General features: G+C 71.7%; 22 protein-coding genes and 1 riboswitch. Of the genes, 18 read left to right on the top strand and 4 right to left on the bottom strand.

The window, feature by feature from the left end:
• The first annotated feature begins 252 nt into the window (after positions 1 to 252).
• The 13 genes from hpnC to ABEA82_RS20580 all read left to right on the top strand — a co-directional run bounded on the left by hpnC (position 253) and on the right by ABEA82_RS20580 (position 14,351).
• A complete protein-coding gene (hpnC, locus tag ABEA82_RS20635) occupies positions 253 to 1,155 on the top strand; it encodes a squalene synthase HpnC (RefSeq protein ID WP_345663047.1) in 903 nt (300 codons plus the stop codon).
• Positions 1,152 to 2,102, top strand: a complete 951-nt coding sequence (gene hpnD / locus ABEA82_RS20630) for a presqualene diphosphate synthase HpnD (protein WP_345663046.1) — start codon at positions 1,152 to 1,154, stop codon at positions 2,100 to 2,102. The genes hpnC and hpnD overlap by 4 nt, the downstream gene beginning before the upstream one ends.
• Positions 2,099 to 2,614, top strand: coding sequence for a DUF6380 family protein (locus ABEA82_RS38700; RefSeq protein WP_425588541.1), 516 nt, complete (start codon positions 2,099 to 2,101; stop codon positions 2,612 to 2,614). The genes hpnD and ABEA82_RS38700 overlap by 4 nt, the downstream gene beginning before the upstream one ends.
• Complete coding sequence (hpnE, locus tag ABEA82_RS20625; protein ID WP_345663045.1) at positions 2,611 to 4,017, top strand: hydroxysqualene dehydroxylase HpnE; 1,407 nt, start codon at positions 2,611 to 2,613, stop codon at positions 4,015 to 4,017. Before ABEA82_RS38700 ends, hpnE begins: the two co-directional genes overlap by 4 nt.
• Before the next feature lie 74 nt (positions 4,018 to 4,091).
• Entirely contained in the window at positions 4,092 to 5,156 is a 1,065-nt protein-coding gene (locus ABEA82_RS20620; protein ID WP_345663463.1) for a polyprenyl synthetase family protein, read from the top strand.
• A 122-nt stretch (positions 5,157 to 5,278) separates the two neighbouring features.
• The gene (shc, locus tag ABEA82_RS20615) at positions 5,279 to 7,273 is read left to right on the top strand and encodes a squalene--hopene cyclase (RefSeq protein ID WP_345663044.1); all 1,995 of its coding nucleotides are present in this window, start codon (positions 5,279 to 5,281) and stop codon (positions 7,271 to 7,273) included.
• A complete protein-coding gene (locus ABEA82_RS20610; protein ID WP_345663043.1) occupies positions 7,273 to 7,914 on the top strand; it encodes a phosphorylase family protein in 642 nt (213 codons plus the stop codon). Before shc ends, ABEA82_RS20610 begins: the two co-directional genes overlap by 1 nt.
• A 5-nt stretch (positions 7,915 to 7,919) precedes the next feature.
• Positions 7,920 to 8,942, top strand: a complete 1,023-nt coding sequence (gene hpnH, locus ABEA82_RS20605) for an adenosyl-hopene transferase HpnH (protein WP_345663042.1) — start codon at positions 7,920 to 7,922, stop codon at positions 8,940 to 8,942.
• 4 nt (positions 8,943 to 8,946) lie between these two features.
• The gene (ispG, locus tag ABEA82_RS20600) at positions 8,947 to 10,104 is read left to right on the top strand and encodes a flavodoxin-dependent (E)-4-hydroxy-3-methylbut-2-enyl-diphosphate synthase (RefSeq protein ID WP_345663041.1); all 1,158 of its coding nucleotides are present in this window, start codon (positions 8,947 to 8,949) and stop codon (positions 10,102 to 10,104) included.
• Positions 10,105 to 10,133: 29 nt separating this feature from the next.
• Entirely contained in the window at positions 10,134 to 12,029 is a 1,896-nt protein-coding gene (gene dxs, locus ABEA82_RS20595; protein WP_345663040.1) for a 1-deoxy-D-xylulose-5-phosphate synthase, read from the top strand.
• Positions 12,026 to 13,441 (top strand): aspartate aminotransferase family protein, encoded by a 1,416-nt coding sequence (locus tag ABEA82_RS20590; protein ID WP_345663039.1) that lies wholly within the window; start codon positions 12,026 to 12,028, stop codon positions 13,439 to 13,441. Before dxs ends, ABEA82_RS20590 begins: the two co-directional genes overlap by 4 nt.
• Positions 13,442 to 13,527: 86 nt before the next feature.
• The gene (locus ABEA82_RS20585; protein WP_345663038.1) at positions 13,528 to 14,235 is read left to right on the top strand and encodes a helix-turn-helix domain-containing protein; all 708 of its coding nucleotides are present in this window, start codon (positions 13,528 to 13,530) and stop codon (positions 14,233 to 14,235) included.
• Entirely contained in the window at positions 14,232 to 14,351 is a 120-nt protein-coding gene (locus ABEA82_RS20580) for a DUF6126 family protein (RefSeq protein WP_345663037.1), read from the top strand. Before ABEA82_RS20585 ends, ABEA82_RS20580 begins: the two co-directional genes overlap by 4 nt.
• 10 nt (positions 14,352 to 14,361) lie before the next feature.
• Here ABEA82_RS20580 and ABEA82_RS20575 read toward each other — a convergent pair whose 3' ends face one another.
• Positions 14,362 to 15,159 (bottom strand): tyrosine-protein phosphatase, encoded by a 798-nt coding sequence (locus ABEA82_RS20575; protein WP_345663036.1) that lies wholly within the window; start codon positions 15,157 to 15,159, stop codon positions 14,362 to 14,364.
• Between the two features lie 180 nt (positions 15,160 to 15,339).
• On the opposite strand from ABEA82_RS20575, the gene ABEA82_RS20570 reads away from it, so the two are divergent.
• From ABEA82_RS20570 to ABEA82_RS20555, 4 genes are all read left to right on the top strand, one after another.
• On the top strand, positions 15,340 to 17,409 hold the full coding sequence (locus ABEA82_RS20570) for an alpha-galactosidase (RefSeq protein WP_345663035.1): 2,070 nt from the start codon (positions 15,340 to 15,342) through the stop codon (positions 17,407 to 17,409).
• 309 nt (positions 17,410 to 17,718) lie between these two features.
• A riboswitch (cyclic di-AMP (ydaO/yuaA leader) is annotated at positions 17,719 to 17,879 on the top strand.
• A 4-nt stretch (positions 17,880 to 17,883) separates the two neighbouring features.
• Positions 17,884 to 18,795 (top strand): M23 family metallopeptidase, encoded by a 912-nt coding sequence (locus tag ABEA82_RS20565; protein WP_345663034.1) that lies wholly within the window; start codon positions 17,884 to 17,886, stop codon positions 18,793 to 18,795.
• Positions 18,796 to 18,964: 169 nt separating this feature from the next.
• Positions 18,965 to 19,678 carry a DUF6250 domain-containing protein gene (locus ABEA82_RS20560; RefSeq protein ID WP_345663033.1) on the top strand — a complete coding sequence of 238 codons (714 nt, stop codon included), beginning with the start codon at positions 18,965 to 18,967 and terminating at the stop codon, positions 19,676 to 19,678.
• A gap of 145 nt (positions 19,679 to 19,823) precedes the next feature.
• Positions 19,824 to 20,609 carry an SGNH/GDSL hydrolase family protein gene (locus ABEA82_RS20555; protein ID WP_345663462.1) on the top strand — a complete coding sequence of 262 codons (786 nt, stop codon included), beginning with the start codon at positions 19,824 to 19,826 and terminating at the stop codon, positions 20,607 to 20,609.
• 235 nt (positions 20,610 to 20,844) lie between these two features.
• Here the strand turns inward: ABEA82_RS20555 and ABEA82_RS20550 are convergent, their stop codons facing one another.
• From ABEA82_RS20550 to ABEA82_RS20540, 3 genes are all read right to left on the bottom strand, one after another.
• Positions 20,845 to 21,606, bottom strand: a complete 762-nt coding sequence (locus ABEA82_RS20550; RefSeq protein WP_345663032.1) for a ZIP family metal transporter — start codon at positions 21,604 to 21,606, stop codon at positions 20,845 to 20,847.
• 67 nt (positions 21,607 to 21,673) lie between these two features.
• On the bottom strand, positions 21,674 to 22,288 hold the full coding sequence (locus ABEA82_RS20545) for a TetR/AcrR family transcriptional regulator (RefSeq protein WP_345663031.1): 615 nt from the start codon (positions 22,286 to 22,288) through the stop codon (positions 21,674 to 21,676).
• A 72-nt stretch (positions 22,289 to 22,360) separates the two neighbouring features.
• Complete coding sequence (locus ABEA82_RS20540) at positions 22,361 to 23,539, bottom strand: glutamate dehydrogenase (RefSeq protein WP_345663030.1); 1,179 nt, start codon at positions 23,537 to 23,539, stop codon at positions 22,361 to 22,363.
• 125 nt (positions 23,540 to 23,664) lie between these two features.
• On the opposite strand from ABEA82_RS20540, the gene ABEA82_RS20535 reads away from it, so the two are divergent.
• A complete protein-coding gene (locus ABEA82_RS20535; protein WP_345663029.1) occupies positions 23,665 to 24,858 on the top strand; it encodes an MBL fold metallo-hydrolase in 1,194 nt (397 codons plus the stop codon).
• The last annotated feature ends 201 nt before the right edge of the window (positions 24,859 to 25,059 follow it).

Raw genomic sequence — 25,059 nt, 5'->3', positions numbered from 1 at the left:
TCTCGTGATGCACAGGACACCCTGGCGAACCGCGACACGTTGTACAACGTAAGCTGTACCGGTCCCGAAACACGGCAATCAGGGCGATAATGCGCGACACCGCTCGTCGGGCCGCCGTGCGGACGGCTGGGCGGCGTGTCCGAAATAGTGTGTATTGGGTCGGCAGTGTAGAACGGGAGATGTGACGGCGATGGCTACGGAAACTCCCCAGCTCCACGCAGCACGTGCCGTCCCCGCTCCGGGCAGTCGGCGGTGACGGGAACCGGCACGGCCCGCGCCCTCGATCCGGAGCGCGGCACCCTCGACAAGGCCGCGGGTGAGAACTTCCCGGTGGCCCCGTTCTTCCTGCCCCGGGCCTGGCGCCAGGACCTCATGGCCGTCTACGGCTTCGCCCGCCTCGTCGACGACATCGGCGACGGCGACCTGGCCCCCGGCGGAGCCGACGCCCGCCTGCTCGGCGTGTCCCCCGAGGAGGCCGAGGACCGGCCGGCCCTGCTGGACGCGTTCGAGGCGGACCTGCGCAGGGTCTTCGACTCGACCCCGCACCACCCCCTGCTGCGCCGCCTCCAGCCGACCGTCCGCCGCCGCTCGCTCACCCCCGAGCCGTTCCTCGGCCTGATCGCCGCCAACCGCCAGGACCAGCTGGTCAGGCGGTACGAGACCTACGACGACCTCCTCGCGTACTGCGAGCTGTCCGCCAACCCCGTCGGCCGTCTCGTCCTCGCCGTCACCGGCACCTCCTCGCCCGAGCGGATCCGCCGCTCCGACATGATCTGCACGGCCCTCCAGATCGTCGAGCACCTCCAGGACGTGGCCGAGGACCTCGGAAGCGACCGTGTTTACCTGCCCGCCGCCGACATGAAGCGTTTTCATGTCCAGGAGGCGGATCTCGCCACGAAAACCGCCGGAGCGTCGGTCCGTGCGTTGATTGCGTACGAAGCGCAAAGGGCCCTGGACCTCCTGAATGAAGGCGCCCCCCTGGTGGGTAGCGTCCACGGCAGGCTGAAGCTGCTGCTCGCAGGGTTCGTGGCAGGGGGAAGGGCGGCCGTCCGCGCGATCGCCGCCGCCGACTACGACGTACTTTCCGGCCCGCCCAAGCCCGGCAAGGTCCGGTTGCTGCGTGAGGTGGGCGTGACTCTGCGAGGAGAGGGGTGATCCGGACCGTGGAGTCGGAACCACACGCGTCCCCACCGGTACTCGCCGCCTACAGCTACTGCGAGGCCGTCACCGGGCGGCAGGCCCGTAACTTCGCCTACGGCATCCGGCTGCTGCCGGCGCCCCAGCGGCGTGCGATGTCGGCGCTGTACGCGTTCTCGCGGCGGGTCGACGACATCGGCGACGGCGCGCTCGCCGGTGACGTCAAGGTCGCCAGGCTGGAGGAGACCCGGGCGCTGCTCACCCGGATCCGCGAGGGCGAGGTCGACGAGGACGACACCGACCCGGTCGCCGTCGCCCTCACCCACGCCGCCGGGCACTTCCCCATCCCGCTCGGCGGGCTCGACGAACTCATCGACGGCGTCCTGATGGACGTCCGCGGTGAGACCTACGAGACCTGGGACGACCTGAAGGTCTACTGCCGCTGTGTGGCGGGTGCCATCGGGCGCCTCTCGCTCGGGGTGTTCGGCACCGAACCGGGGGCGCGCGGCGTCGACCGCGCGCCCGAGTATGCCGACACGCTCGGGCTCGCGCTCCAGCTCACCAACATCCTCAGGGACGTCCGCGAGGACGCCGTGGGCGGCCGTACCTACCTGCCCGCCGACGACCTCGCCAAGTTCGGCTGCTCGGCCGGCTTCAGCGGGCCACGGCCGCCGGAGGGCTCCGACTTCGCGGGCCTCGTCCACTTCGAAGTGCGACGGGCCCGCGCTCTGTTCGCCGAGGGCTACCGGCTGCTCCCGATGCTCGACCGGCGCAGCGGCGCGTGCGTCGCCGCCATGGCCGGCATCTACCGCCGCCTCCTCGACCGCATCGAGCGCGACCCGGAGGCCGTGCTGCGCGGCCGCGTCTCCCTGCCCGGCCGGGAGAAGGCCTACGTCGCGGTGCGCGGCCTCTCCGGCCTGGACGCCCGGCACGTGACCCGACGGGCCGTCAGGAGGCGTGTGTGACGAACGAACGGACGCGCGGTCAGGTCCCCGGCGGTCTCCGCCGCGGGGCGACGCCGTGCGGCGGCGCACGCGTGCGCCGCGCGGCCGGACAGGTGCTCGCCAGGAGTGTCACCCCCCGGCCCCCGTACGGCTGCTGCGCGCGGCCGGGGTCAGGGAGACCGCCCGGAGCGGGGCGCGTCTCCGCCGGCCAGGTGACGCACGGCGTCACCCCGCCGTGCGACCGGAGTGTCCGCCGTGTGGCCGAGCGATTGTTCGTCCTGGCCGGTCGTGGTGGTGAGGTGACGCGTGGCGGTGTCCTGCTGTGCGGGCGGAGTGTTTGCCGCGCGGCCGCGTACTCGTTCGTCCCGGCCCGGTCGCGCGAACGCGTAGCGGTCGGCGGTGCGTCGTGCCCCGGCGCCGCCGGGGACAAGCGGCGGGCAACCCTCCGGCGTGCGGTCGCGTCCCTGACTGAGATGGTCGGCCGTGCGTCATTCGAGCCGCACGGCCGCCGCGCAGGGGAGGGTGCACGATGACCCACGGCACGCGGCCCGAGGGGCCGGACGGACGGCACGCCGTCGTGGTGGGCGGCGGGCTCGCCGGTGTCACCGCCGCGCTCGCGCTCGCCGACGCGGGAGTGCGCGTCACCCTGCTGGAGTCCCGGCCGAGACTCGGCGGGCTGGCTTTCTCCTTCCAGCGCGGCGAGCTCACCGTCGACAACGGACAGCACGTCTACCTTCGCTGCTGCACCGCCTACCGCTGGTTCCTCGACCGCGTCGAGGGCGCCGCACTCGCCCCGCTGCAGGACCGGCTCGACGTACCCGTCCTGGACGCCGAGCGGCCCGCGGGGCGCCGGCTCGGCAGGCTGCGGCGCGACGCGCTGCCCGTCCCCCTGCACCTGGGCCGCAGCCTCGCCTCCTACCCGCACCTGTCGCTCGCCGACCGCGCCCGGGTGGGCAGGGCCGCGCTCGCGCTCAAAGCACTCGACCTCGCCGATCCGGCCCTGGACACGCAGGACTTCGGCGGCTGGCTGGCCGCGCACGGCCAGTCCGCGCGGGCCGTCGAGGCCCTGTGGGACCTGGTCGGGGTCGCCACCCTCAACGCGGTCGCCGGGGACGCCTCCCTGGGGCTCGCCGCGATGGTGTTCAAGACCGGTCTGCTCTCCGACCCGGGCGCGGCCGACATCGGCTGGGCGCACGTCCCGCTCGGCGAGCTGCACGACCGGCTGGCCCGCAAGGCGCTCGACTCCGCGGGCGTCCGCATCGAGCTCCGCACCCGGGTCACCTCCGTCTCCGGTAACGGGGACGGCCGCTGGAGCGTCCAGGTGCCGGGCGAGACGCTGGACGCCGACGCGGTGGTGCTCGCCGTACCGCAGCGCGAGACCCACGACCTGCTTCCCGCCGGTGCCCTCGACGCCCCCGAACGGCTCCTGGAGATCGGCACCGCGCCCATCCTCAACGTCCATGTGGTCTACGACCGGAAGGTGCTGACCCGGCCGTTCTTCGCCGCGCTCGGCAGCCCGGTGCAGTGGGTCTTCGACCGCACCGCGGCATCCGGTCTGCGTGACGGGCAGTACCTCGCCCTGTCCCAGTCGGCGGCCCAGGACGAGATCGACCAGCCCGTGGCCGTGCTCCGCGAGCGGTACCTGCCCGAACTGGAGCGCCTGCTGCCGCTCACCCGCGGTGCCGAAGTGAGGGACTTCTTCGTCACCCGGGAGCGCACCGCGACGTTCGCTCCCACCCCCGGCGTCGGGCGCCTCAGGCCCGGCGCCCGCACCAAGGCATCCGGCCTCTGTCTGGCCGGAGCGTGGACCGCCACAGGGTGGCCCGCGACCATGGAGAGTGCGGTCCGCAGTGGCGTCGGCGCGGCGGACGCCGTGCTGGACGCCCTGGGCCGGCCCCGCCCTCGCCACCTCTTCGAGTTCGAGGAGGCGGCGTGACGCTCGATCAGGGCAACGCGGCGGGCGGCCCCCGCACCCTCGGTACCGCAACAAGAGGAGAGACTGTGCCCACTGTGCCCCCGGCCTCGAAGGCCGCTCGAGAGACCGCGGTGGACGTGGCCGCGCTCCTGGAGCGCGGCCGGACCCTGGCCTCGCCGGTACTGCGGGCGGCCATCGACCGCCTGGCACCTCCCATGGACACTGTTGCCGCCTACCACTTCGGATGGATCGACGCCCAGGGCAGGCCGGCCGAGGGCGACGGCGGCAAGGCCGTGCGCCCCGCCCTCGCCGTGCTGTCCGCCGAGGTCATGTCCGCCGCCCCCGAGACCGGCATCCCCGGCGCCGTCGCCGTGGAACTCGTCCACAACTTCTCCCTCCTCCACGACGACCTGATGGACGGCGACGAACAGCGCCGGCACCGCGACACCGTGTGGAAGGTGCACGGCCCCGCCCAGGCCATCCTGGTCGGCGACGCCCTGTTCGCCCTCGCCAACGAGATGCTCCTCGAACTCGGCACCGTCGAGGCCGGCCGCGCCACCCGCCGGCTGACCACCGCCACCCGCGCCCTGATCGACGGTCAGGCCCAGGACATCTCCTACGAGCACCGCGACCGCGTCACGGTCGAGGAGTGCCTGGAGATGGAGGGCAACAAGACCGGCGCCCTGCTCGCCTGCGCCAGCTCCATCGGCGCGGTCCTCGGCGGCGCCGACGACCGCACCGCCGACACCCTCGAGAGGTACGGCTACCACCTGGGCCTCGCCTTCCAGGCCGTCGACGACCTCCTCGGCATCTGGGGCGACCCGGACTCGACCGGCAAGCAGACCTGGAGCGACCTGCGCCAGCGCAAGAAGTCGCTGCCGGTGGTGGCCGCGCTCGCGGCGGGCGGGTCCGCCTCCGAGAGGCTCGGCGAGATCCTCGCCGCCGACGCCAAGAGCAGCGACTTCGAGAACTTCTCCGAGGAGGAGTTCGCGGCCCGGGCCGCCCTCATCGAGGAAGCCGGCGGCCGCGAGTGGACCGCCGACGAGGCGCGCCGTCAGCACACCATCGCCATCGAAGCCCTCGACGCCATCGACATGCCCGACCGGGTGCGGGACCAGTTCACGGCGCTCGCCGACTTCGTTGTCGTACGAAAGAGATGATCACTATCGGCCGAATAGCCCTCGCGTAGTCGCCGGCCGGTGCCGCGAGACACCACGGAGCACCGGCCGACGGCGGACCCACAGCAGCTGCACACCTTGCACCACTGCACGAAGGGGAAGCCATGACAGCGACGACCGACGGAAGCACCGGGGCCCTGCCACCCCGCGCCGACGCGGCCAGCGAACACGACATCGAGACCCCCGAGGCGGCCGGGGTACGAGAAGCCGCCGCACACGCCGCACGGCGCGCCACCGACTTCCTGCTCTCCCGCCAGGACGCCCAGGGCTGGTGGAAGGGCGACCTCGAGACCAACGTCACGATGGACGCCGAGGACCTGATGCTACGTCAGTTCCTCGGGATCCTCGACGAGAAGACCGCACAGGCCGCGGCGCTCTTCATCCGCGGCGAGCAGCGCGAGGACGGCACGTGGGTCTCCTTCTACGGCGGACCGGGCGAACTCTCCACCACCATCGAGGCGTACGTCGCCCTGCGCCTGGCCGGTGACGCGCCGGACTCCCCGCACCTGGCGAAGGCCTCCGCCTGGATCCGCGAGCAGGGCGGCATCGCCGCGGCCCGGGTCTTCACCCGGATCTGGCTGGCCCTGTTCGGCTGGTGGAAGTGGGAGGACCTGCCCGAACTCCCGCCGGAGCTCATCTGGTTCCCGAAGTGGATGCCGCTCAACATCTACGACTTCGGCTGCTGGGCCCGGCAGACCATAGTGCCGTTGACGATCGTCTCCGCGAAGCGGCCGGTACGTCCCGCGCCCTTCCCGCTCGACGAGCTGCACACCGACCCCGGCCGGCCCGACCCGCCCAGACCCCTCGCGCCGGTGTTCAGCTGGGACGGGGCCTTCCAGCGCATGGACAAGGGCCTGCACGCCCTGCGGAAGATGGCGCCACGCAGACTGCGCCGAGCCGCCATGAACAGCGCCGCCCGCTGGATCGTCGAGCGGCAGGAGAACGACGGCTGCTGGGGCGGCATCCAGCCCCCCGCCGTGTACTCGATCATCGCCCTGCACCTGCTCGGCTACGACCTTCAGCACCCCGTGATGCGCGAGGGCCTGGCCTCCCTGGACCGGTTCGCCGTGTGGCGCGAGGACGGGGCCCGGATGATCGAGGCCTGCCAGTCGCCGGTGTGGGACACCTGCCTGGCCGCGATCGCGCTCGTCGACGCCGGACTGCCCGCCGACCACCCGCAGTTGGTGAAGGCGGCGGACTGGATGCTGGGCGAGGAGATCGTCCGCCCCGGTGACTGGTCGGTGCGCCGGCCCGGGCTGCCGCCCGGCGGCTGGGCGTTCGAGTTCCACAACGACAACTACCCCGACATCGACGACACCGCCGAGGTGATCCTCGCGCTGCGCCGGATCACCCACCACGACCCGGTGCGGGTCGACAAGGCCGTGGGGCGCGGGATGCGCTGGACCCTCGGCATGCAGTCGAAGAACGGGGCGTGGGCCGCCTTCGACGTCGACAACACCAGCCCGTTCCCGAACCGGCTGCCGTTCTGCGACTTCGGCGAGGTCATCGACCCGCCCTCCGCCGACGTCACCGCGCACGTCGTCGAGATGCTCGCGGTGGAGGGCCTCGCCCACGACCCGCGCACCCGGCGCGGCATCGAGTGGCTGCTGGCGGAGCAGGAACCGGACGGCTCGTGGTTCGGACGCTGGGGCGTCAACTACGTCTACGGCACGGGATCCGTCGTCCCCGCCCTGGTCGCGGCCGGCATCCCCGGGGCGCACCCGGCGATCCGGCGGGCGGTGAGCTGGCTGGAGTCGGTCCAGAACGACGACGGCGGCTGGGGCGAGGACCTGCGCTCCTACAAGTACCCCAAGGAGTGGAGCGGCAGGGGCGCCTCGACCGCCTCCCAGACGGCATGGGCCCTGATGGCCCTGCTCGCGGCGGGGGAGCGGGACTCCAAGGCCGTCGAACGCGGCGTCGAATGGCTCGCCGCCACCCAGCGGGAGGACGGCTCCTGGGACGAGCCGTACTTCACGGGGACGGGCTTCCCCTGGGACTTCTCGATCAACTACCACCTCTACCGGCAGGTGTTCCCGCTCACCGCGCTCGGCCGGTACGTCCACGGGGAGCCCTTCGCCGACCGGCTCCAGGACAGCTGATGAGCACCCGGCCCGCCCCGGCCCCGCTGCTGATCGCCTGCGCGCTCGGCATCGAGCAGCTCGCCCTGCGGGCGGGGGAGCGCGGCGGCGCGGGCGGGCCGGTGACCGTGCTGCGCACGGGCATGGGGCCCGCGGCGGCCGAGCGGTCCGTCACCCGGATGCTCGCCGACACGGCCCTGCGCGACGCCGCCGTCCTGGCCACCGGCTTCTGCGCGGGACTCGCCCCCGGCATGCACCCCGGGGACCTGGTCGTCGCCGAGGAGACCCGCGACCCGCACGGCACGACCGCCTGTGTGGGGACCGAGCGGCTGGTCAAGGAGCTGGCCCGCGCCGTGCCCGGACGGACCGTGCACACCGGTCCGCTCACCGGCTCCGACCATGTCGTGCGCGGCCACGAACGCTCCGATCTGTTCGCGACCGGCGCGATCGCGGTCGACATGGAGTCCGCTGCCACGCTGCTGAGCGCCGTGCGCGCGGGCGAGCGCCCGGTTGCGGCCGTCCGGGTGGTCGTGGACGCTCCTGAACATGAACTGGTCCGGATCGGCACGGTGCGCGGTGGAATATCAGCTTTCCGTGTCCTTCGCTCCGTCTTTCCCGCTTATCTCGAATGGCACCGTTCCTTGCTGCTCCCCAGGAGGTGAGCCAGATGGCCATGCCGCTCCGACAGTCCATCAAGGTCGCTACGTACTTGGCTGAACAGAAGCTTCGCCGGCGGGACAAGTTCCCGCTCATCGTCGAGCTGGAGCCGCTGTACGCCTGCAACCTCAAGTGCGAGGGGTGCGGCAAGATCCAGCACCCGGCCGGGGTGCTCAAGCAGCGGATGCCGGTCGCCCAGGCGGTGGGGGCGGTGCTGGAGTCCGGTGCCCCGATGGTGTCCATCGCCGGCGGCGAGCCGCTGATGCACCCGCAGATCGACGAGATCGCGCGTCAGCTGGTGGACAGGCGGAAGTACGTCTTCCTGTGCACCAACGCACTGCTCCTGCGCAAGAAGATGGACAAGTTCAAGCCCTCCCCGTACTTCGCCTTCGCCGTGCACATCGACGGGCTGCGCGAGCGGCACGACGAGTCGGTGGCGAAGGAGGGCGTGTTCGACGAGGCCGTGGAGGCCATCAAGGAGGCCAAGCGGCGCGGCTTCCGGGTGACCACGAACTCGACCTTCTTCAACACCGACACCCCGCAGACCGTCGTGGAGGTGCTGAACTTCCTCAACGACGACCTGAAGGTCGACGAGATGATGATCTCGCCCGCCTACGCCTACGAGAAGGCCCCCGACCAGGAGCACTTCCTGGGCGTGGAGCAGACCCGCGAGCTGTTCAGGAAGGCCTTCGCGGGCGGCAACCGGCGCCGCTGGCGGCTCAACCACTCGCCGCTCTTCCTCGACTTCCTGGAGGGCAAGGTCGACTTCCCGTGCACCGCGTGGGCGATCCCGAACTACTCCCTCTTCGGCTGGCAGCGCCCCTGCTACCTGATGAGCGACGGGTACGTGCCGACGTACCGGGAACTGGTCGAGGACACCGACTGGGACAAGTACGGCCGTGGCAAGGACCCGCGCTGCGCCAACTGCATGGCGCACTGCGGCTACGAGCCCACCGCCGTCCTCGCCACCATGGGGTCCCTGAAGGAGTCGCTGCGCGCCATGCGCGAGACGGTCTCGGGAAACCGGGAGTGACGCCATGACCGCCGTCCCCCTGGGGGTCCCCGAGGTACCGGCCCGGCCGATCGCGGAGCGGCGCGTCTCGCGCCGGATCCAGGTCGGTCCGGTGGCGGTCGGCGGCGGGGCCCCGGTGTCGGTGCAGTCGATGACGACGACCCGCACCTCCGACATCGGCGCGACCCTCCAGCAGATCGCCGAGCTCACCGCGTCCGGCTGCCAGATCGTCCGGGTCGCCTGCCCCACGCAGGACGACGCGGACGCGCTGGCGACCATCGCCCGCAAGTCGCAGATCCCGGTCATCGCCGACATCCACTTCCAGCCCAAGTACGTCTTCGCCGCCATCGAGGCGGGCTGCGCCGCCGTCCGCGTCAACCCCGGCAACATCAAGCAGTTCGACGACCGGGTCAAGGAGATCGCCAAGGCCGCCCAGGACCACGGCACCCCGATCCGGATCGGCGTCAACGCCGGGTCGCTGGACCGGCGGCTGCTCCAGAAGTACGGCAGGGCGACACCGGAGGCGCTCGTCGAGAGCGCGCTGTGGGAGGCGTCCCTGTTCGAGGAGCACGGCTTCCGGGACATCAAGATCTCCGTCAAGCACAACGACCCGGTCGTGATGATCGAGGCGTACCGGCAGCTCGCGGAGGAGTGCGACTATCCGCTGCACCTGGGCGTGACGGAGGCGGGCCCGGCCTTCCAGGGCACGATCAAGTCGGCGGTGGCCTTCGGGGCGCTGCTGTCGAGGGGCATCGGCGACACCATCCGGGTGTCGCTGTCGGCGCCGCCGGCCGAGGAGGTCAAGGTCGGCATCCAGATCCTGGAGTCCCTGGGGCTCAGGCAGCGGCGGCTGGAGATCGTCTCCTGCCCGTCCTGCGGCCGCGCCCAGGTCGACGTCTACAAGCTCGCCGACGAGGTCACGGCCGGACTCGAAGGCATGGAGGTGCCGTTGCGCGTCGCCGTCATGGGCTGTGTGGTCAACGGCCCCGGCGAGGCCCGGGAGGCCGATCTGGGGGTGGCCTCCGGCAACGGCAAGGGCCAGATCTTCGTCAAGGGCGAGGTCATCAAGACCGTCCCCGAGTCGAAGATCGTCGAGACGCTGATCGAAGAGGCGATGAAGATCGCCGAGCAGATGGAGCAGGACGGCGTGGGGTCGGGGGAGCCGGCCGTCACCGTGAGCTGAGCAGCACGGATTTCGAAGGGGGCCCGAGCGTGACGATTCTGGAGAGCATCCGGGGACCACGTGATCTGAAGGCGCTGTCCGAGGCGGAACTGGGGGAACTGTCCGACGAGATCAGGGAGTTCCTGGTGCACGCGGTCGCCAGGACCGGCGGGCACCTGGGACCCAACCTGGGCGTGGTCGAGCTGACCGTCGCCCTGCACCGGGTGTTCGAGTCACCGGTCGACCGCATCCTGTGGGACACCGGCCACCAGAGCTACGTCCACAAACTGCTCACCGGACGCCAGGACTTCTCCAAGCTGCGCGGCAAGGGCGGCCTGTCCGGCTATCCCTCTCGCGAGGAGTCCGAGCACGACGTCATCGAGAACAGCCACGCCTCCACGGCGCTCGGCTGGGCCGACGGACTCGCCAAGGCCCGCCAGGTGCGGGGGGAGAAGGGCCATGTCGTCGCGGTGATCGGCGACGGCGCCCTGACCGGCGGCATGGCCTGGGAGGCGCTGAACAACATCGCCGCGGCCAGGAACCGCCCGCTGATCATCGTCGTCAACGACAACGAACGCTCCTACGCCCCGACCATCGGCGGCCTCGCCAACCACCTCGCGACGCTGCGCACGACCGACAGCTACGAGCGGGTGCTGGCCTGGGGCAAGGACGTGCTGCAAGGCACGCCCCTGGTGGGCAACACCCTCTACGAGGCGCTGCACGGAGCGAAGAAGGGCTTCAAGGACGCGTTCGCGCCGCAGGGCCTCTTCGAGGACCTGGGCCTGAAGTACCTCGGGCCGATCGACGGGCACGACATCGGGGCCGTGGAGTCCGCGCTGCGGCGCGCGAAACGCTTCCACGGGCCGGTCCTCGTCCACTGCCTCACGGAGAAGGGCCGCGGCTACGAACCCGCCGTCGCCCACGAGGAGGACCACTTCCACACCGTCGGCGTGATGGACCCTCTGACCTGCGAGCCGCTCGCGCCGTCGGGCGGCCCTTCCTGGACCTCCGTGTTCGGCGAGGAGATCGTGCGGATCGGCGAGGAACGGGACGACGTGGTCGCGATAACGGCCGCCATGCTGCACCCGGTCGGTCTGGGCAGGTTCGCGGAGCGTTTCCCGGACCGGGTGTGGGACGTCGGCATCGCCGAGCAGCACGCCGCCGTCTCCGCGGCGGGCCTGGCGACGGGCGGCCTGCACCCGGTCGTCGCCGTCTACGCCACCTTCCTCAACCGCGCCTTCGACCAGCTCCTGATGGACGTGGCCCTGCACCGCTGCGGGGTGACCTTCGTGCTGGACCGGGCCGGCGTCACCGGCGTCGACGGCGCCTCCCACAACGGCATGTGGGACATGTCCGTCCTCCAGGTCGTCCCGGGCCTCAGGATCGCCGCGCCCCGCGACGCCGACCAGCTGCGCCTTCAGTTGCGCGAGGCGGTCGCCGTCGACGACGCGCCGACCCTGCTGCGGTTCCCCAAGGAGTCCGTCGGCCCGTCGATCCCGGCGGTCGACCGGGTGGGCGGACTCGACGTGCTGCACCGTTCTCCCCGACCGGGAGTGCTCCTGGTGGCCGTCGGGGTCATGGCGCCCGTCTGCCTCCAGGCCGCCGAGCTGCTTCAGGCCCGCGGCATCGGCTGCACCGTCGTCGACCCCCGCTGGGTCAAACCCGTGGACCCGGCGCTCCCGGCCCTCGCCGCCGCACACCGCCTGGTCGCCGTCGTCGAGGACAACAGCCGGGCGGCCGGGGTCGGTTCGGCCGTCGCGCTGGCCCTCGGCGACGCCGACGTCGATGTCCCCGTACGGCGCTTCGGGATCCCGGAGCAGTTCCTCGCGCACGCCAAGCGCGGCGAGGTGCTCGCCGACATCGGCCTGACACCCGTGGAGATCGCAGGGCGGATCAGCGCGAGCCTGACCGTCAAGGAAGAGCTGTCCAAGGAGCCACAGGAATGACAACCGCCGAACCCGCGTCGGAGTCGTCGCAGGCCGGGGCGTTCGACCTCGGCGAGCTGCTGGCCGAACGCGGAGCCGAGCGCTACGAGCTGCACACCCGGTACCTCAACCACCAGCTCCCGCGCATGCTGCACACCATCGGCTTCGACAAGGTCTACGAGCGCGCCGAGGGCGCCTACTTCTACGACGCGGACGGCAACGACTACCTGGACATGCTCGCCGGGTTCGGGGTCATGGGGCTCGGCCGCCACCACCCCGTCGTGCGCAAGGCACTGCACGACGTCCTCGACGCCGGACTCGCCGACCTCACGCGTTTCGACTGTCAGCCACTGCCCGGCCTGCTGGCGGAGAAGCTGCTCGCGCACAGTCCGCACCTGGACCGGGTGTTCTTCGGCAACAGCGGCACGGAGGCGGTGGAGGGCGCGCTGAAGTTCGCCCGGTTCGTCACCGGCCGGCCCAGGATCCTGTACTGCGCGCACGCCTTCCACGGCCTGACCACCGGCTCCCTCTCCGTCAACGGCGAGTCCGGCTTCCGGGACGGCTTCGCCCCGCTGCTGCCCGACACGGCCGTACCACTCGGCGACCTCGACGCGCTGGAGCGGGAGGTGAGGAAGGGCGACGTCGCCGCCCTGATCGTGGAGCCGATCCAGGGCAAGGGCGTGCTGGCGCCCTCGCCCGGCTATCTGCGGGCCGCCCAGGAGCTGCTGCACCGGCACAAGGCGCTGCTCATCGCCGACGAGGTGCAGACGGGCCTCGGCCGGACCGGCGACTTCTACGGCTACCAGCACGAGGAGGGCGTGGAACCCGACCTGGTGTGCGTGGCCAAGGCGCTCTCCGGCGGCTATGTGCCCGTGGGCGCCACCCTCGGCAAGGACTGGATCTTCAAGAAGGTCTACTCGTCGATGGACCGGGTGCTGGTCCACTCGGCGAGCTTCGGGTCCAACGCACAGGCCATGGCGGCGGGACTCGCGGTGCTGTCGGTGCTGGAGGACGAGCAGATCGTCGCGGGCGTGCGCGGCACCGGGGAACTGCTCAGATCGCGGCTCGCGGCGCTGACGGACAAGTACGAGATGCTCGCCGACGTGCGCGGGCGGGGCCTGATGATCGGGATCGAGTTCGGCCGGCCGAAGTCGCTGAAGCTGCGTGGCCGCTGGGCCATGCTCCAGGCCGCGCGCAAGGGACTGTTCGCTCAGATGGTCGTCGTCCCGCTGCTCCAGCGGCACCGGATCCTCACCCAGGTATCCGGCGATCACATGGAGGTGATCAAGCTGATCCCGCCGCTGATCATCGGCGAACGGGAGGTGGACCGGTTCGTCGACGCCTTCACCGCCGTGATGGACGACGCGCACGACGGCGGGCTGGTCTGGGACTTCGGCAGGACGCTGGTCAGGCAGGCGGTCGCGAACCGCTGATGTGCCGCCGTTCGACGGCCGGCCCCGAGTTTTGCCTGTGAGGCAAGAAATTTGCCGCAGAGGCAAGACTCGGGCTGAATGGAGTCATGAGCTCCTCCGAGCCCGAGCGTACCTCCGGGCCGCACACCGAGTCCGGGCCGCACACCGAGTCCGGGCCGCATCCCGCGTCCGGGCCGCACACCGAGTCCGAGCCGTCCGACGGTCCGGCCGGTGCGCTGCCCGCCGTCGCGCCACGGCTGCGGGCGCTGCGGCGCCAGGCCTCCCTGACGCTGGAGGCCGCCGCCCGCGCCGCCGGGCTGTCGCCCGCGCACCTCTCCCGGCTGGAGACCGGGCAGCGCCAGCCCTCGCTGCCGATGCTGCTCGCACTCGCCCGTGTCTACGGTACGACCGTCTCCGAGCTGCTCGGTGAGACGGCCGCGGACCGGGACGCCGTGGTGCGCGCGGCCGACATGGAGCCGACCGCGGCGGGCGGCTGGACGTACTGGCAGGCCGGCGCCTCCGGGCGCGGGATGCAGGCGCTGCGCGTCCACGTCCCGTACGGCTCGCAGGGGGACATCGTGCGCGTCCATCCGGGCGAGGAGTGGCTCCATGTGCTGCGGGGGCGGCTGCGGCTGCGCCTCGGGGACACCACTCACCGGCTGGCGCCCGGCGACAGCGCGCACTTCGACTCGCTCACCCCGCACCGGATCGCCGCCGAGGACCACGACGGCGTCGAACTGCTCTTCGTCCACACCCTGTTGCAGAGTCCCACGGCCGCACTGTGCCTGGGCCCCACCCCTGGAGATCTGTCATGACCGACATGGAGGAGAAGTTTCCCCGCGCGCTGTGGGTGCGATTGCTGATCTACCTCGTGGTGGGGCACATCTTCGCCGCGTTCGTGTGGTTCCTGTTCGAGGCGGGGGCCCGCTAGCCGCGCCCCGTCATTCGAGCAGCCGCTCGCGCAGCCGCTTCCGGTCCTGCGGCGTGAGCCCGAGACCCTCCTCCAGATAGGCGTCGACACCGCCCCAGTTCTCGTCGATGGTGTCGAAGGCCGCCGTCAGGTACTCGGCGCGCGCGTCGAACAGGGGGCTGAGCAGCTCCATGACCTCGGGGGAGTAGGCCGAGGCGGCGGAACTGCTGCGGTGCACCTTGTAGCGGCGGTGCTTGGCGTTCGACTTCAGGTAGTCGTCGATGATCGCCTCGCGCTCGACGCCCAGGGCGAGCAGCGTCACCGCGATGGACAGGCCCGCGCGGTCCTTGCCCGCCGCGCAGTGCATCAGCGCGGGGACGCTGTCCTCCGCGAGCGCGTGCAGCACCTGGGAGTGCTCGGCGGTGCGGTGCTTGATGATCGTGCGGTAGGAGGCGATCATGCGGCCCGCGCCCTTGCCGTCCGAGAGGATCTCCCGCAGCTGGTCCAGGTCCCCGTCGCGGACCATCCTCCAGAACTCCGCGCCGTCGGCCGGGTCGCTCAGCGGCAGGTTCACATTGCGCACGCCCGGGAGCTCGACGTCCGGCCCTTCGAGCTTCTGGTCGGCCGCGTTGCGGAAGTCGAAGATCGTGTGCAGGCCCAGGCCGGTCAGGAACGCGGCGTCCTCCCCGGTCGCGTGCGCGAGGTGGCCGCTGCGGAAGAGCACCCCCTGCCGCACCCGACGCCCGTCCACGGTCGGCAGCCCGCCCACGTCACGGAAGTTGCGCACTCCGGCCAGCTCGGGTTCGGTCGACGGGACCTGCTGTGTCACGGGGGCTCCTCCCATTCGGCGCCCGTCGCCGCGGCTCGGCGACGGGCACCACTCGACGATACGACATGGCTGCCAGGGGCAATCAGTTGTCCACAGGCGTTGCCTGGAGCCCCCGAAGCACTCGATGATGTTGGGGCCTGGTCGCACCTGGTCGGGCTTGTTCGAATCTGTGAGGCCTTGATGCTGGACATCTCCGAAGACGGTCGTACCTGGCTCCTCTCGGGGCCGGCCAGCAGCTACGCCGTCCACGTCACCGACCGGGACGAGCTGCTGCACCTGCACTGGGGCCCGCGGATCGGCCTCGCCGACGCCGAGGCCCTCGCGGTCAGCCCCCTGCCCGACTACTGGCCTTTCGAGTCCCCGCTCGACGGACGCGAGGAGTACCCGGTCGAGGGCGGGCCCCGGTTCGTCCGCCCCGCCCTGTCCCTGCGCACCGGCGAGCGGCGCGGCACGGAGTGGACCTATGAGGGACATGACACCGAGGGCGGCGAGCTGCGGCTCCGTTTCCGCGACGGAGACCTGGCCGTCACACTGCACTACCGGATGCGCGACGACGTGATCGAGCGCCGGGTGACCCTGGAGAACCACGGTCCGGCCGTCGAGGTGCTGCGCGCCGACTCCGCCACCTGGACCCTGCCCGACCGCGACAGCTGGCGGCTGTCCCAGCTGCACGGCCGCTGGGGCGCCGAGTCCCGCCTGGAGCGCTCCCTCCTCACCCACGGCGAGAAGGTCATCGGCAGCCGCCGCGGCCACACCTCCCACCAGCACCTGCCATGGGTCGCGCTCGACACCGACGCGACCGAGGAGCGCGGCGAGGTCTACGGATGCGCCCTGGGGTGGTCCGGGTCCTGGCGGATCGCCGTGGCCCAACTCCCCGATGCCCGCGTGCAGATCACCGGCGGGGCCGGGTACGACGACTCGGGCCTGCTGGCGCTGGGCACGGGGGAGTCGTACACCACCCCCGTCTTCGCCGGGCTCTGGAGCGACGGCGGCTTCGGCGGGGCCAGCCGCGCCTGGCACGCCTACCAGCGGACCCACGTCGTCCCGGACGCGGACCAGGACCGGCCGGTGCTGTTCAACTCCTGGGAGGCCACCGAGTTCGACATCTCCGAGGAGCAGCAGCGGGCGCTCGCCGAGCGGGCCGCCGCCATGGGCGTCGAGCTGTTCGTGGTCGACGACGGCTGGTTCGGGACGCGTACGAGCGACCGGGCCGGGCTCGGTGACTGGACGCCGAACCCCGACCGCTTCCCCGGCGGGCTCAAGCCGCTCGCCGACCAGGTGCACGGCCTCGGCATGCAGTTCGGGATCTGGGTCGAACCGGAGATGGTCAATCCGGACAGCGACCTGTACCGCGCCCATCCGGACTGGGTGCAGTACCAATCGGGACGAAAGCGGACGGAATTCCGTAATCAGCTCGTACTGAACCTCGCCCGTGAGGACGTCCAGGAGTACCTCTGGGAGCAGCTCGACGGGCTGCTCTCCAGCGCCCCGATCGACTATGTCAAGTGGGACTTCAACCGCTGCTTCTCCGACGCCGGCTGGCCGGACGACCCCTACCCGCAGCGGCTGTGGGTCGACCACGTCCGGGCCCTGTACGCCCTGCTCGACCGGCTGCGGGCCGCCCACCCGGGGGTGGCCTTCGAGTCCTGCTCGGGTGGCGGTGGCCGGATCGACCTGGGTGTGCTGGGCCGCACGGACCAGGTGTGGACCTCCGACAACACCGACCCGCTCGACCGGCTCGCCATCCAGCACGGCTTCAGCCAGATCCACCCGGCCCGGGTCATGGCCGCCTGGGTCACCGACAGTCCGAACGCCATGCTCAACCATCGCGCCAGCTCCCTGCGGTTCCGGTTCGTCAGCGCCATGGCCGGTGTGCTCGGAGTCGGCGGTGACCTCACGAAGTGGACCGAGGAGGAGCTCGCGGAGGCGCGGGGCTGGGTGGAGCTCTACAAGGAGATCCGGCCCGTGGTGCAGCGCGGCGACCTCTACCGGCTGCGCGCGCCGGAAGGCGGCCTGAGCGCGGTGCAGTACGTCCTCGGCGGCGAGACCGTCGTCCTCGCCTGGCTCCACGCGCAGCGCTACGGCGAGCCCGTTCCGGCGCTCAGGCTGCACGGCCTCGACCCGTCGGCGACGTACGAATGCCTCAAAACGGGCGAAGTTCACCGAGGGGCCGTGCTGCTCCATCACGGATTGCGGGTCGGTCTGCGCGGGGACCTGGACGCCACGGTCGTCCGGCTTAAGCGGAAGTAGTCGTTCTGTCCGAATAAGGCGCTTCGGTGGCTTCGATATAACGTGCCCCAAAAGTAAAGGAGATGGGGTTCAGGTGTGTGGGCATCGTCATATTCGTGACGATGTGTTGTCGCCATGTTCACGTAATTCTGGCGATATTCAGGGCCTTTGAGGGGAGCGGGAGGCCGGCAATCCACGCTCGGTGACGGGAAATGTGCCGACGCGTCAAGGAAAACGCCGTCATGCGCAACCGCAAGCTTGTCCCATTGCGTCTTGGTCGCTTACGTTCCACACCAATCCGGACGGACGCCCAATCCTGCCGCCGCCCGGAGCCCGCACACACTGACCCGTGAACGGCAGGAGCGGGGGACCCACAGGTACGACGCCTGTTCCGGTTCCCGGAACGGCTTGGGGTTAAGCCGCGCCTCGGCGCGGCCGGGCATCTCCAGCCCGAACCCGACAGCTCACCTCGCAGGCGCCGGAGAGGAATTCGCCATGCCCGCGAAGGGTAAGCACCGCCGTCCCAAGACCCAGCGTTTCACCCGCTCCATAGCCGTCGCCGGAACCGGCGGCGCCGCCCTCGCCCTTCCCCTCATGGGGGCCGCCGGCGCCCACGCCGCCACTGTGCAGTCCGCCCCGGAAAAGGCCGTCCAGTCCGCTCCGGCCGCCGAGAAGACGACCGCCGAAAAGGCCACGGGTGACCACACCTACACGGTGAAGGCCGGTGACTGGCTCGCGAAGATCGCCGACGACCAGCACGTCAGCGGCGGCTGGAAGAAGCTCTACGCGGACAACCGCGACGCCATCGGCGACGACCCGTCGCTGATCCACCCGGGCCTGAAGCTCTCCGTCGGTGAGAAGGCGGCGAGCGCGCCCGAGGCGAAGCCGTCCGCGCCGAAGGCGTCGGCCGAGAAGTCGTCCGCCGCCGAGTCGTCCCCCAAGACCGGCACCGCCGCGAAGCCCGCCGCGGCCAAGCCGGCCGCCGAGACCAGCGCCGGTGGCTTCACCCTCCCGGTGGACGGGGCCACCGTCGGCACTCCGTACCACATGTCGGGCAGCATGTGGTCCAGCGGCTACCACACCGGCGTCGACTTCGTCGTCCCGACGGGTACCTCCCTCAAGGCCGTCGGCGCGGGCACGGTCGTCTCCGCGGGCTGGGGCGGCGCGTACGGCAACCAGGTCGTCATCCAGCTCGAGGACGGCAAGTACGCGCAGTACGCCCACCTGTCCCAGCTCTCCGTCTCGGCCGGCCAGACCGTGACGGCCGGGCAGCAGGTCGGCCTGTCCGGCGCCACCGGCAACGTCACCGGACCGCACCTGCACTTCGAGATCCGCACCACGCCGGACTACGGCTCGGACGTGGACCCGGTCGCCTACCTGCGCGCGCACGGCGTCTCCGTCGGCTGACCGACCGCACCACCTGCCTGACACGCCTCCGAAGGCCGGGCCCCGATCCCCGGGTCCGGCCTTCGGTGTGCGCGCGGCGGCGATCGCCTCAAGGGATCGACAGCGGGCGGCAGTTGGGCCACAGTGATCCCGTCGTGAGTGCAAGCGCTTTCTGAAGGAGCTGTGTCCCGTGCCGACCACCCGCAGAACGTTCGGAGCCCTGGCCGCCGGAGCCGCGCTGGCGGCCCTCACCCCGACCGGGAGCGCCGACGCCGCACCCCGGCACCGACGCCTCGTCGCCCACGACGACTTCCGCCACGGCCTCGCCCAGTGGGTGACCGAACTCCAGACCGGCGGCACCGTCACCGCCTCCCGCGGCGTGCTGGAGATCGACGTGCCCGGCGGGGCCACCGTATGGTTCAAGCGGCGACTCCAAGGCCCGTACGTCCTCGAATACACCGCCACACCCGTCTCCGAGGGCGGGGCCAACGACCGGGTCTCGGACCTCAACAACTTCTGGAACGCGACCGACGTCCGCTCCCCGGACGACCTCTTCGCGACACCGCGCGGCGGGGCGCTCGAAGAGTACGACCACCTGACGACGTACTACGCGGGTTACGGCGCCAACTACAACACCACGACCCGGCTGCGGCGTTACGTGGGTCAGCCCGGCGTCCGTCCCCTCGTCCTCGACTACACCGAGCCGCTGCTCGTGCCGGGCGAGCCGAACCGGGTCCGGATCGTCTCCGACGGCTCGACGGTCCGGTGGTGGAACAACGGGCGGCTCGTGTTCGACTACCGCGACCCGGAGCCCTACACGGGCGGGCACTTCGCCTTCCGGACCGTGTGGAGCCACTTCCGCATCACGGGCTTCCGGGTCTGGTCGACACCCCAACATCCCTGACATGCAGCCTATTCCGGAGTTGGTGAACACTTTAGGAGTGGCTTATGTCACCGCCCGTCAACCCCTTCCTACGGTCGCGTAGGTCACATTCGAAGGTGAATCATGAGCTGCTGTGGCAGACGATTCGAAGAGTGACAGCAGAGCAGTGATCGGGTCGTACGTGGCAGTGGGGGACAGCTTCACCGAGGGCGTCGGTGATCCCGGCCCCGACGGGGCGTTCGTCGGCTGGGCCGACCGGTTCGCCGTCCTGCTCGCCGACCGCCGGCCCGAAGGCGACTTCCAGTACACCAACCTCGCCGTGCGCGGAAGGCTCCTCGACCAGATCGTGGCGGAGCAGGTCCCGCGGGCCGTCGACATGGCCCCGGACCTCGTCTCGTTCTGCGCCGGCGGCAACGACATCATCCGGCCCGGCACCGATCCGGACGAGGTGGCCGAGCGTTTCGAGCGGGCCGTGGCGCGACTCGCCGCGGTGGCGGGCACGGTCATGGTGACGACCGGGTTCGACACCCGGGGCGTGCCCGTGCTCAAGCATCTGCGCGGCAAGATCGCCACCTACAACGGGCATGTCCGGGCCATCGCCGACCGGTACGGCTGCCCGGTGCTCGACCTGTGGTCCCTGCGCAGTGTCCAGGACCGCAGGGCCTGGGACTCCGACCGGCTGCACCTGTCCCCGGAGGGGCACACCCGGGTGGCGCTCCGCGCGGGGCAGGCGCTCGGCCTCGACGTACCGGCCGACCCTGAGCAGGAATGGCCCCCGCTGCCGCCGCGCGGCACGCTCGAGGTCCGGCGCGACGACGTGCACTGGGCACGGGAGTTCCTGGTGCCGTGGATCGGGCGGCGGCTGCGCGGGGAGTCGTCGGGGGACCACGTGACGGCCAAGGGCGCGCTGTCGCCGGACGACATCAGGCTGCGGATCGCTTCGGTCGCGTGACGGTGCGGGTGCCTCCGGCGGTCGGGCCGGGGCACGGGCGCCGTCGCCGGGCTGGTGCGTCGGGCCGCGCCGGGGGCAGGCATCCTCCGGCGCGGTGCGGCGCGACGGTGCCGGACACCGGTGCTGTTCAGCCTCGGACGGGTCTGAACACTTCGTCTTCGACGCGCCGCGGTACGGCTTCCTCCTGGCCGGTGCCGCCGTCACCCCGCTCGGCGCCTCGGCTTGCCGGGCCCTTTCAGGCATGGGACAGGGCGAAGGAGACCAGGAAACCGCTGACGGTGACCAGTCCGATCGCCACATGGGCTTCCTCGAACGCCTCCGGGATCATCGTGTCGGCGACCATGGCCAGGATCGCGCCCGCGGCCACGGCTGTCACCGCCGCGATCACAGTGGTGGAGAAGCCCCCGACGACGGTGTAGCCGAGCACCGCGGAAACGACGCTCGCGGCGGCTATGGCCCCCCATACGCCGAAGACGTAGCCCTTGCCGCGTCCGGCCCTCTTCATTCCGGCCGAGCTGGACAGCCCCTCCGGGACGTTGCTGATGAACACCGCCGCCACCGTCACCATGCTGACGGCGCCGCCCTCGAGCAGGCTGACACCGATGACGGCGGATTCGGGGACGCCGTCGAGCAGCGCGCCCAGCGCCAGGGCCAAGCCGGAGCCGCCGTGCTCTTCCTCCGAGGGCTGCGCCTGATCGGAGCGATGGCCGGAACGCTTGCGGTGGCGCGCGCCGCGGCCTGCCAGCCACAGGTTGCCGACCGTGTAGGCCGCCGCCCCCGCCAGCGTTCCGACGACCGCCGGGGCGAGTCCGCCCTCCTCGTAGGCTTCGCCGACCAGTTCGAAGGACACCGCTGAGAGCAGCACGCCGGCACCGAAGGCCATCACCAACGCGATGACTTTCTGCGGCACGCGCAGCCGGTAGCCGAACACCGCTCCCAGCAGCAGCGCGGATCCGGCCAGCAGCCCCCAGCCGCCTGCTTGAATCACCTCTGGCATGGCGCCCGTCTACCCGCGCCGGGCGTGCCCACCCACGCACCCGGTGGGCTGATCGGTGGCCGGCCTGCTACGACCCGGTCGAGCCGACCGGGTGCAGGCCCAGTTCGCGGACCAGCAACTCGTCCACCCACTCCTGGGCACGGGCCCGCGGCACCGCGTCCGCGTAGGACGTCAGCTGCACGGCCAGACCGTCGAGGAGAGCGGTCAGGCGGAGGGCCGTGCCGTGCGGGTCGGGGCAGTGGAACTCGCCCGCGGCCACGCCCTCCGCGATGACCTCGGTGATGGCCGCCTTCCACTGTCGGTCGAGGTCCTGGGTGACCTCCCGCAGCGCGGGCTCGCGCAGGGCCGCCGCCCAGCCCTCGATCCACAGCCGCCAGCCCTTGGCCTGGCCCGTGGGGGCGTACCACCGGACGGCCGACCGCAGCCGGCGCAGCGCCGACGTACGGCGGCCGAGCAGCTTGCGCAGCTGCGCGAGGTCGCCCTCCGCCGCGTGCCGGAACGCGGCGGCGACCAACCGCTCCTTCGTCGAGAAGTGATAGAGCACCAGCGCGTTGCTCACGCCGAGCGCCGACGCCACGTCGGCGATCCGCACCGCCGCCACGCCCCGGGCCTCGATCTGCTCGACGGCGGCCCGCAGCAGTTCCCCGCGCCGCTCCGCCACGCTCAACCGGACTCTCGTCACGCCGTCACCCTACACACGCGCCCGCGCCCCCTCGACGCCGTGATTCGGCCGCTCCGCACGGCCCGCGGCGCCTCAGCGGTACCAGCCGAACCGGTCCGCCAGCTCCGGCAGCCGGTCCTCGACGATGGCGTGGGCGGCGGCCCGCGGAGTCGTCCCGTCGGCCTGCGCGCGGGCCAGCATCCGCTCCACCAGGGCCCGCATCGAGCGGCGCACGTGCGCGAACGCCTCCTGCGCATCGGCGCCGACGTCCCCGAACAGCGTCCACCACCACCAGGCGTTCGTCCCGGAGTTGACGACGACGTCCGGCAGCACGGTCACCCCGCGCGCGGCCAGCAGCAGCTCCGCCTCCGGCCGTACGGGCATGTTGGCCGCCTCGACCACCCAGCGGGCGGTGATCCGATCCTGGTTGCCGGCGTCGATCGCGTACGAGACGGCCGCCGGCACCAGGACGTCCGTGTCGGCCGACAGCCAGGCCTCGCCCGGCAGTTCGCGGTCGCCGGACCGCAGCGCGGAGCGGTCCACGGTCCCGTACGCGTCCCGTGCGGCGAGCAGCGCCTCGACGTCGAGGCCCGCCGGGTTGGCGATCGTGCCCTTGATGTCGGCCACGGCCACGACCGTGAGCCCAGCGCGGGTGAGGAAACGTGCGGTGGCTCCGCCCATGGTGCCCAGCCCCTGGAGGGCGACCCGCGTCCCCGTGTACGGAACGCCGGCCCGGTCCAGTGCCGTGAGGGTCGCCTCGGCGACACCGCAGCCGCCGGCCAGCTCGTCCAGCCCGATGCCGTCCACCTCGACCGCGAACGCGTCCGCGAGCCGCCGCCGTGCCTCCGCCTCGTCGTCCAGCAGCGGATACACGGCCTGGACGGAGGAGACCAGCCCCGCCTCGGCCGCGGCCCGGTCCACCAGGTCCTGGGTGAGCCCGAGGTCCTCGCCGGTCGTCCAGACGCTCTCGACGTACGGCCGCATGGCGCGCAGGTAGCGCACCAGCAGCGGGTAGGCCTCGGGGTCCCGCGGGTCGCAGTCGATGCCGCCCTTGGCGCCGCCGAGCGGGACGTAGCGGCTGTCGGGGTCGTAGTGCAGGGCTTCCTTCATGGTCATGCCGCGGGCCAGCCCGGTGACCTCCTCCAGGGTGCAGCCGGCCCGCATCCGCAGTCCGCCGCTGGCGACGCCGCGCACCAGCCGGTCGACGACGAGAAAGCCCTGGTGGCCGGTGAGGTGGTCGGTCCAGGTGAGGGACAGCAGGGGGGCGGCCATGCGGGCTCCTTCGCCGGGTTACTGAATCAGCGTTCAGTATGACCCTCGGCGGGACCCCTGTGTCCCGGTGTTGTCGGAGGGGGCGACCATAATGGAAAGCCTGACCGACTCCACCTGGAGGTACCGTGGCCGGTTCCCGTTCCCTGAGCTCCGGGCTCCGTGTGCTGCAGCCCGGGGCGTTCGGCGCGGATCCGCGCGGTGAGCGCATGGCCCGCATCCGCAGATCGCCCCACTTCAAGGACGGGGTCTTCCAGAACCCCGGCGGCCCCGCACGCACCCGCCCCTCGGGCTCGACCCTGGACTTCGCGAAGGTCTTCTTCGACAAGGAGACCCGGCCCCGGCGCAGCCCGAAGGGCACGGTGCCGGTGCACCCGACCACGCTCGCCGACATCGCCCGGCCCCCGGCCACGGGACTGCGACTGACCTGGATGGGGCACTCCAGCGTGCTCGCGGAGATCGACGGCACACGGGTCCTGTTCGACCCGGTGTGGGGCGAGCGCTGCTCCCCGTTCTCCTTCGCCGGCCCCAAGCGGCTGCACCCCGTGCCCCTGCCGCTGGCCGCGCTCGGCCCGGTCGACGTCGTGGTCATCTCGCACGACCACTACGACCACCTGGACATGCCCACCATCAAGGCCCTGGCCGGCACGGACACGCTGTTCGCCGTGCCGCTCGGCGTCGGCGCGCACCTGGAGCACTGGGGCGTGGCCGAGAGCCGGCTGCGTGAGCTGGACTGGCACGAGTCGACCAAGATCGGCGGCCTCACCCTGACCGCGACCCCCGCCCGGCACTTCTGCGGCCGCGGGCTGCGCAACACCCAGCACACGCTGTGGGCCTCCTGGGTCGTCGCCGGTGACGAGCACCGCGTCTACCACAGCGGCGACACCGGCTACTTCGAGGGCTTCAAGGAGATCGGCGCCGAGCACGGGCCGTTCGACGCCACGATGATCCAGCTCGGCGCGTACTCCGACTTCTGGCCCGACATCCACATGACGCCAGCGGAGGGGCTCCGGGCCCAGCTCGACCTGCAGGGCGGCAAGCCGCACGGCGTGCTGCTGCCGATCCACTGGGCCACGTTCAACCTCGCCACGCACGCCTGGGCCGAGCCGGGGGAGTGGACGAAGGACGCGGCCGAGGAGGCTGGTCAGGCGGTGGCGTTCCCGCGGCCGGGTGAGCCGTTCGAGCCGGCGGGGAAGCTCCCGGTGGAGGCGTGGTGGCGTGGGGTGTCCCATCCGATCGCTCACCCCTGGCGTCGGCCCCAGCTGACGCAGGCTGCTGCCGAGGTCCCCAGGGAAGATCTCGACCTTGCGGGGGAGCGCTGACAGCAAGCGAGGCCGACCTCCGTCAGACCGCGGTGTGAGATCCGCCGGCCGGCTCGCCCGGACGGGCTCGGGCCACAGCAGTCAGGTCGTAGCCAGCCATGCCAGGTACCAGTTTCGGAAGTCCGGCCCCGGTGTCGGGCCGCCCCAGTCAGGATCGTCGAACCAGACCTGGCCGGCGTTCCTCCCTGTGACGACCAGCCG

Source organism: Streptomyces venetus, assembly GCF_039540295.1.
Taxonomy (GTDB): Bacteria; Actinomycetota; Actinomycetes; order Streptomycetales; family Streptomycetaceae; genus Streptomyces; species Streptomyces venetus.
Note: the sequence above shows the minus strand (reverse complement) of the source record. Positions and strands in the feature narration are given on the sequence as shown.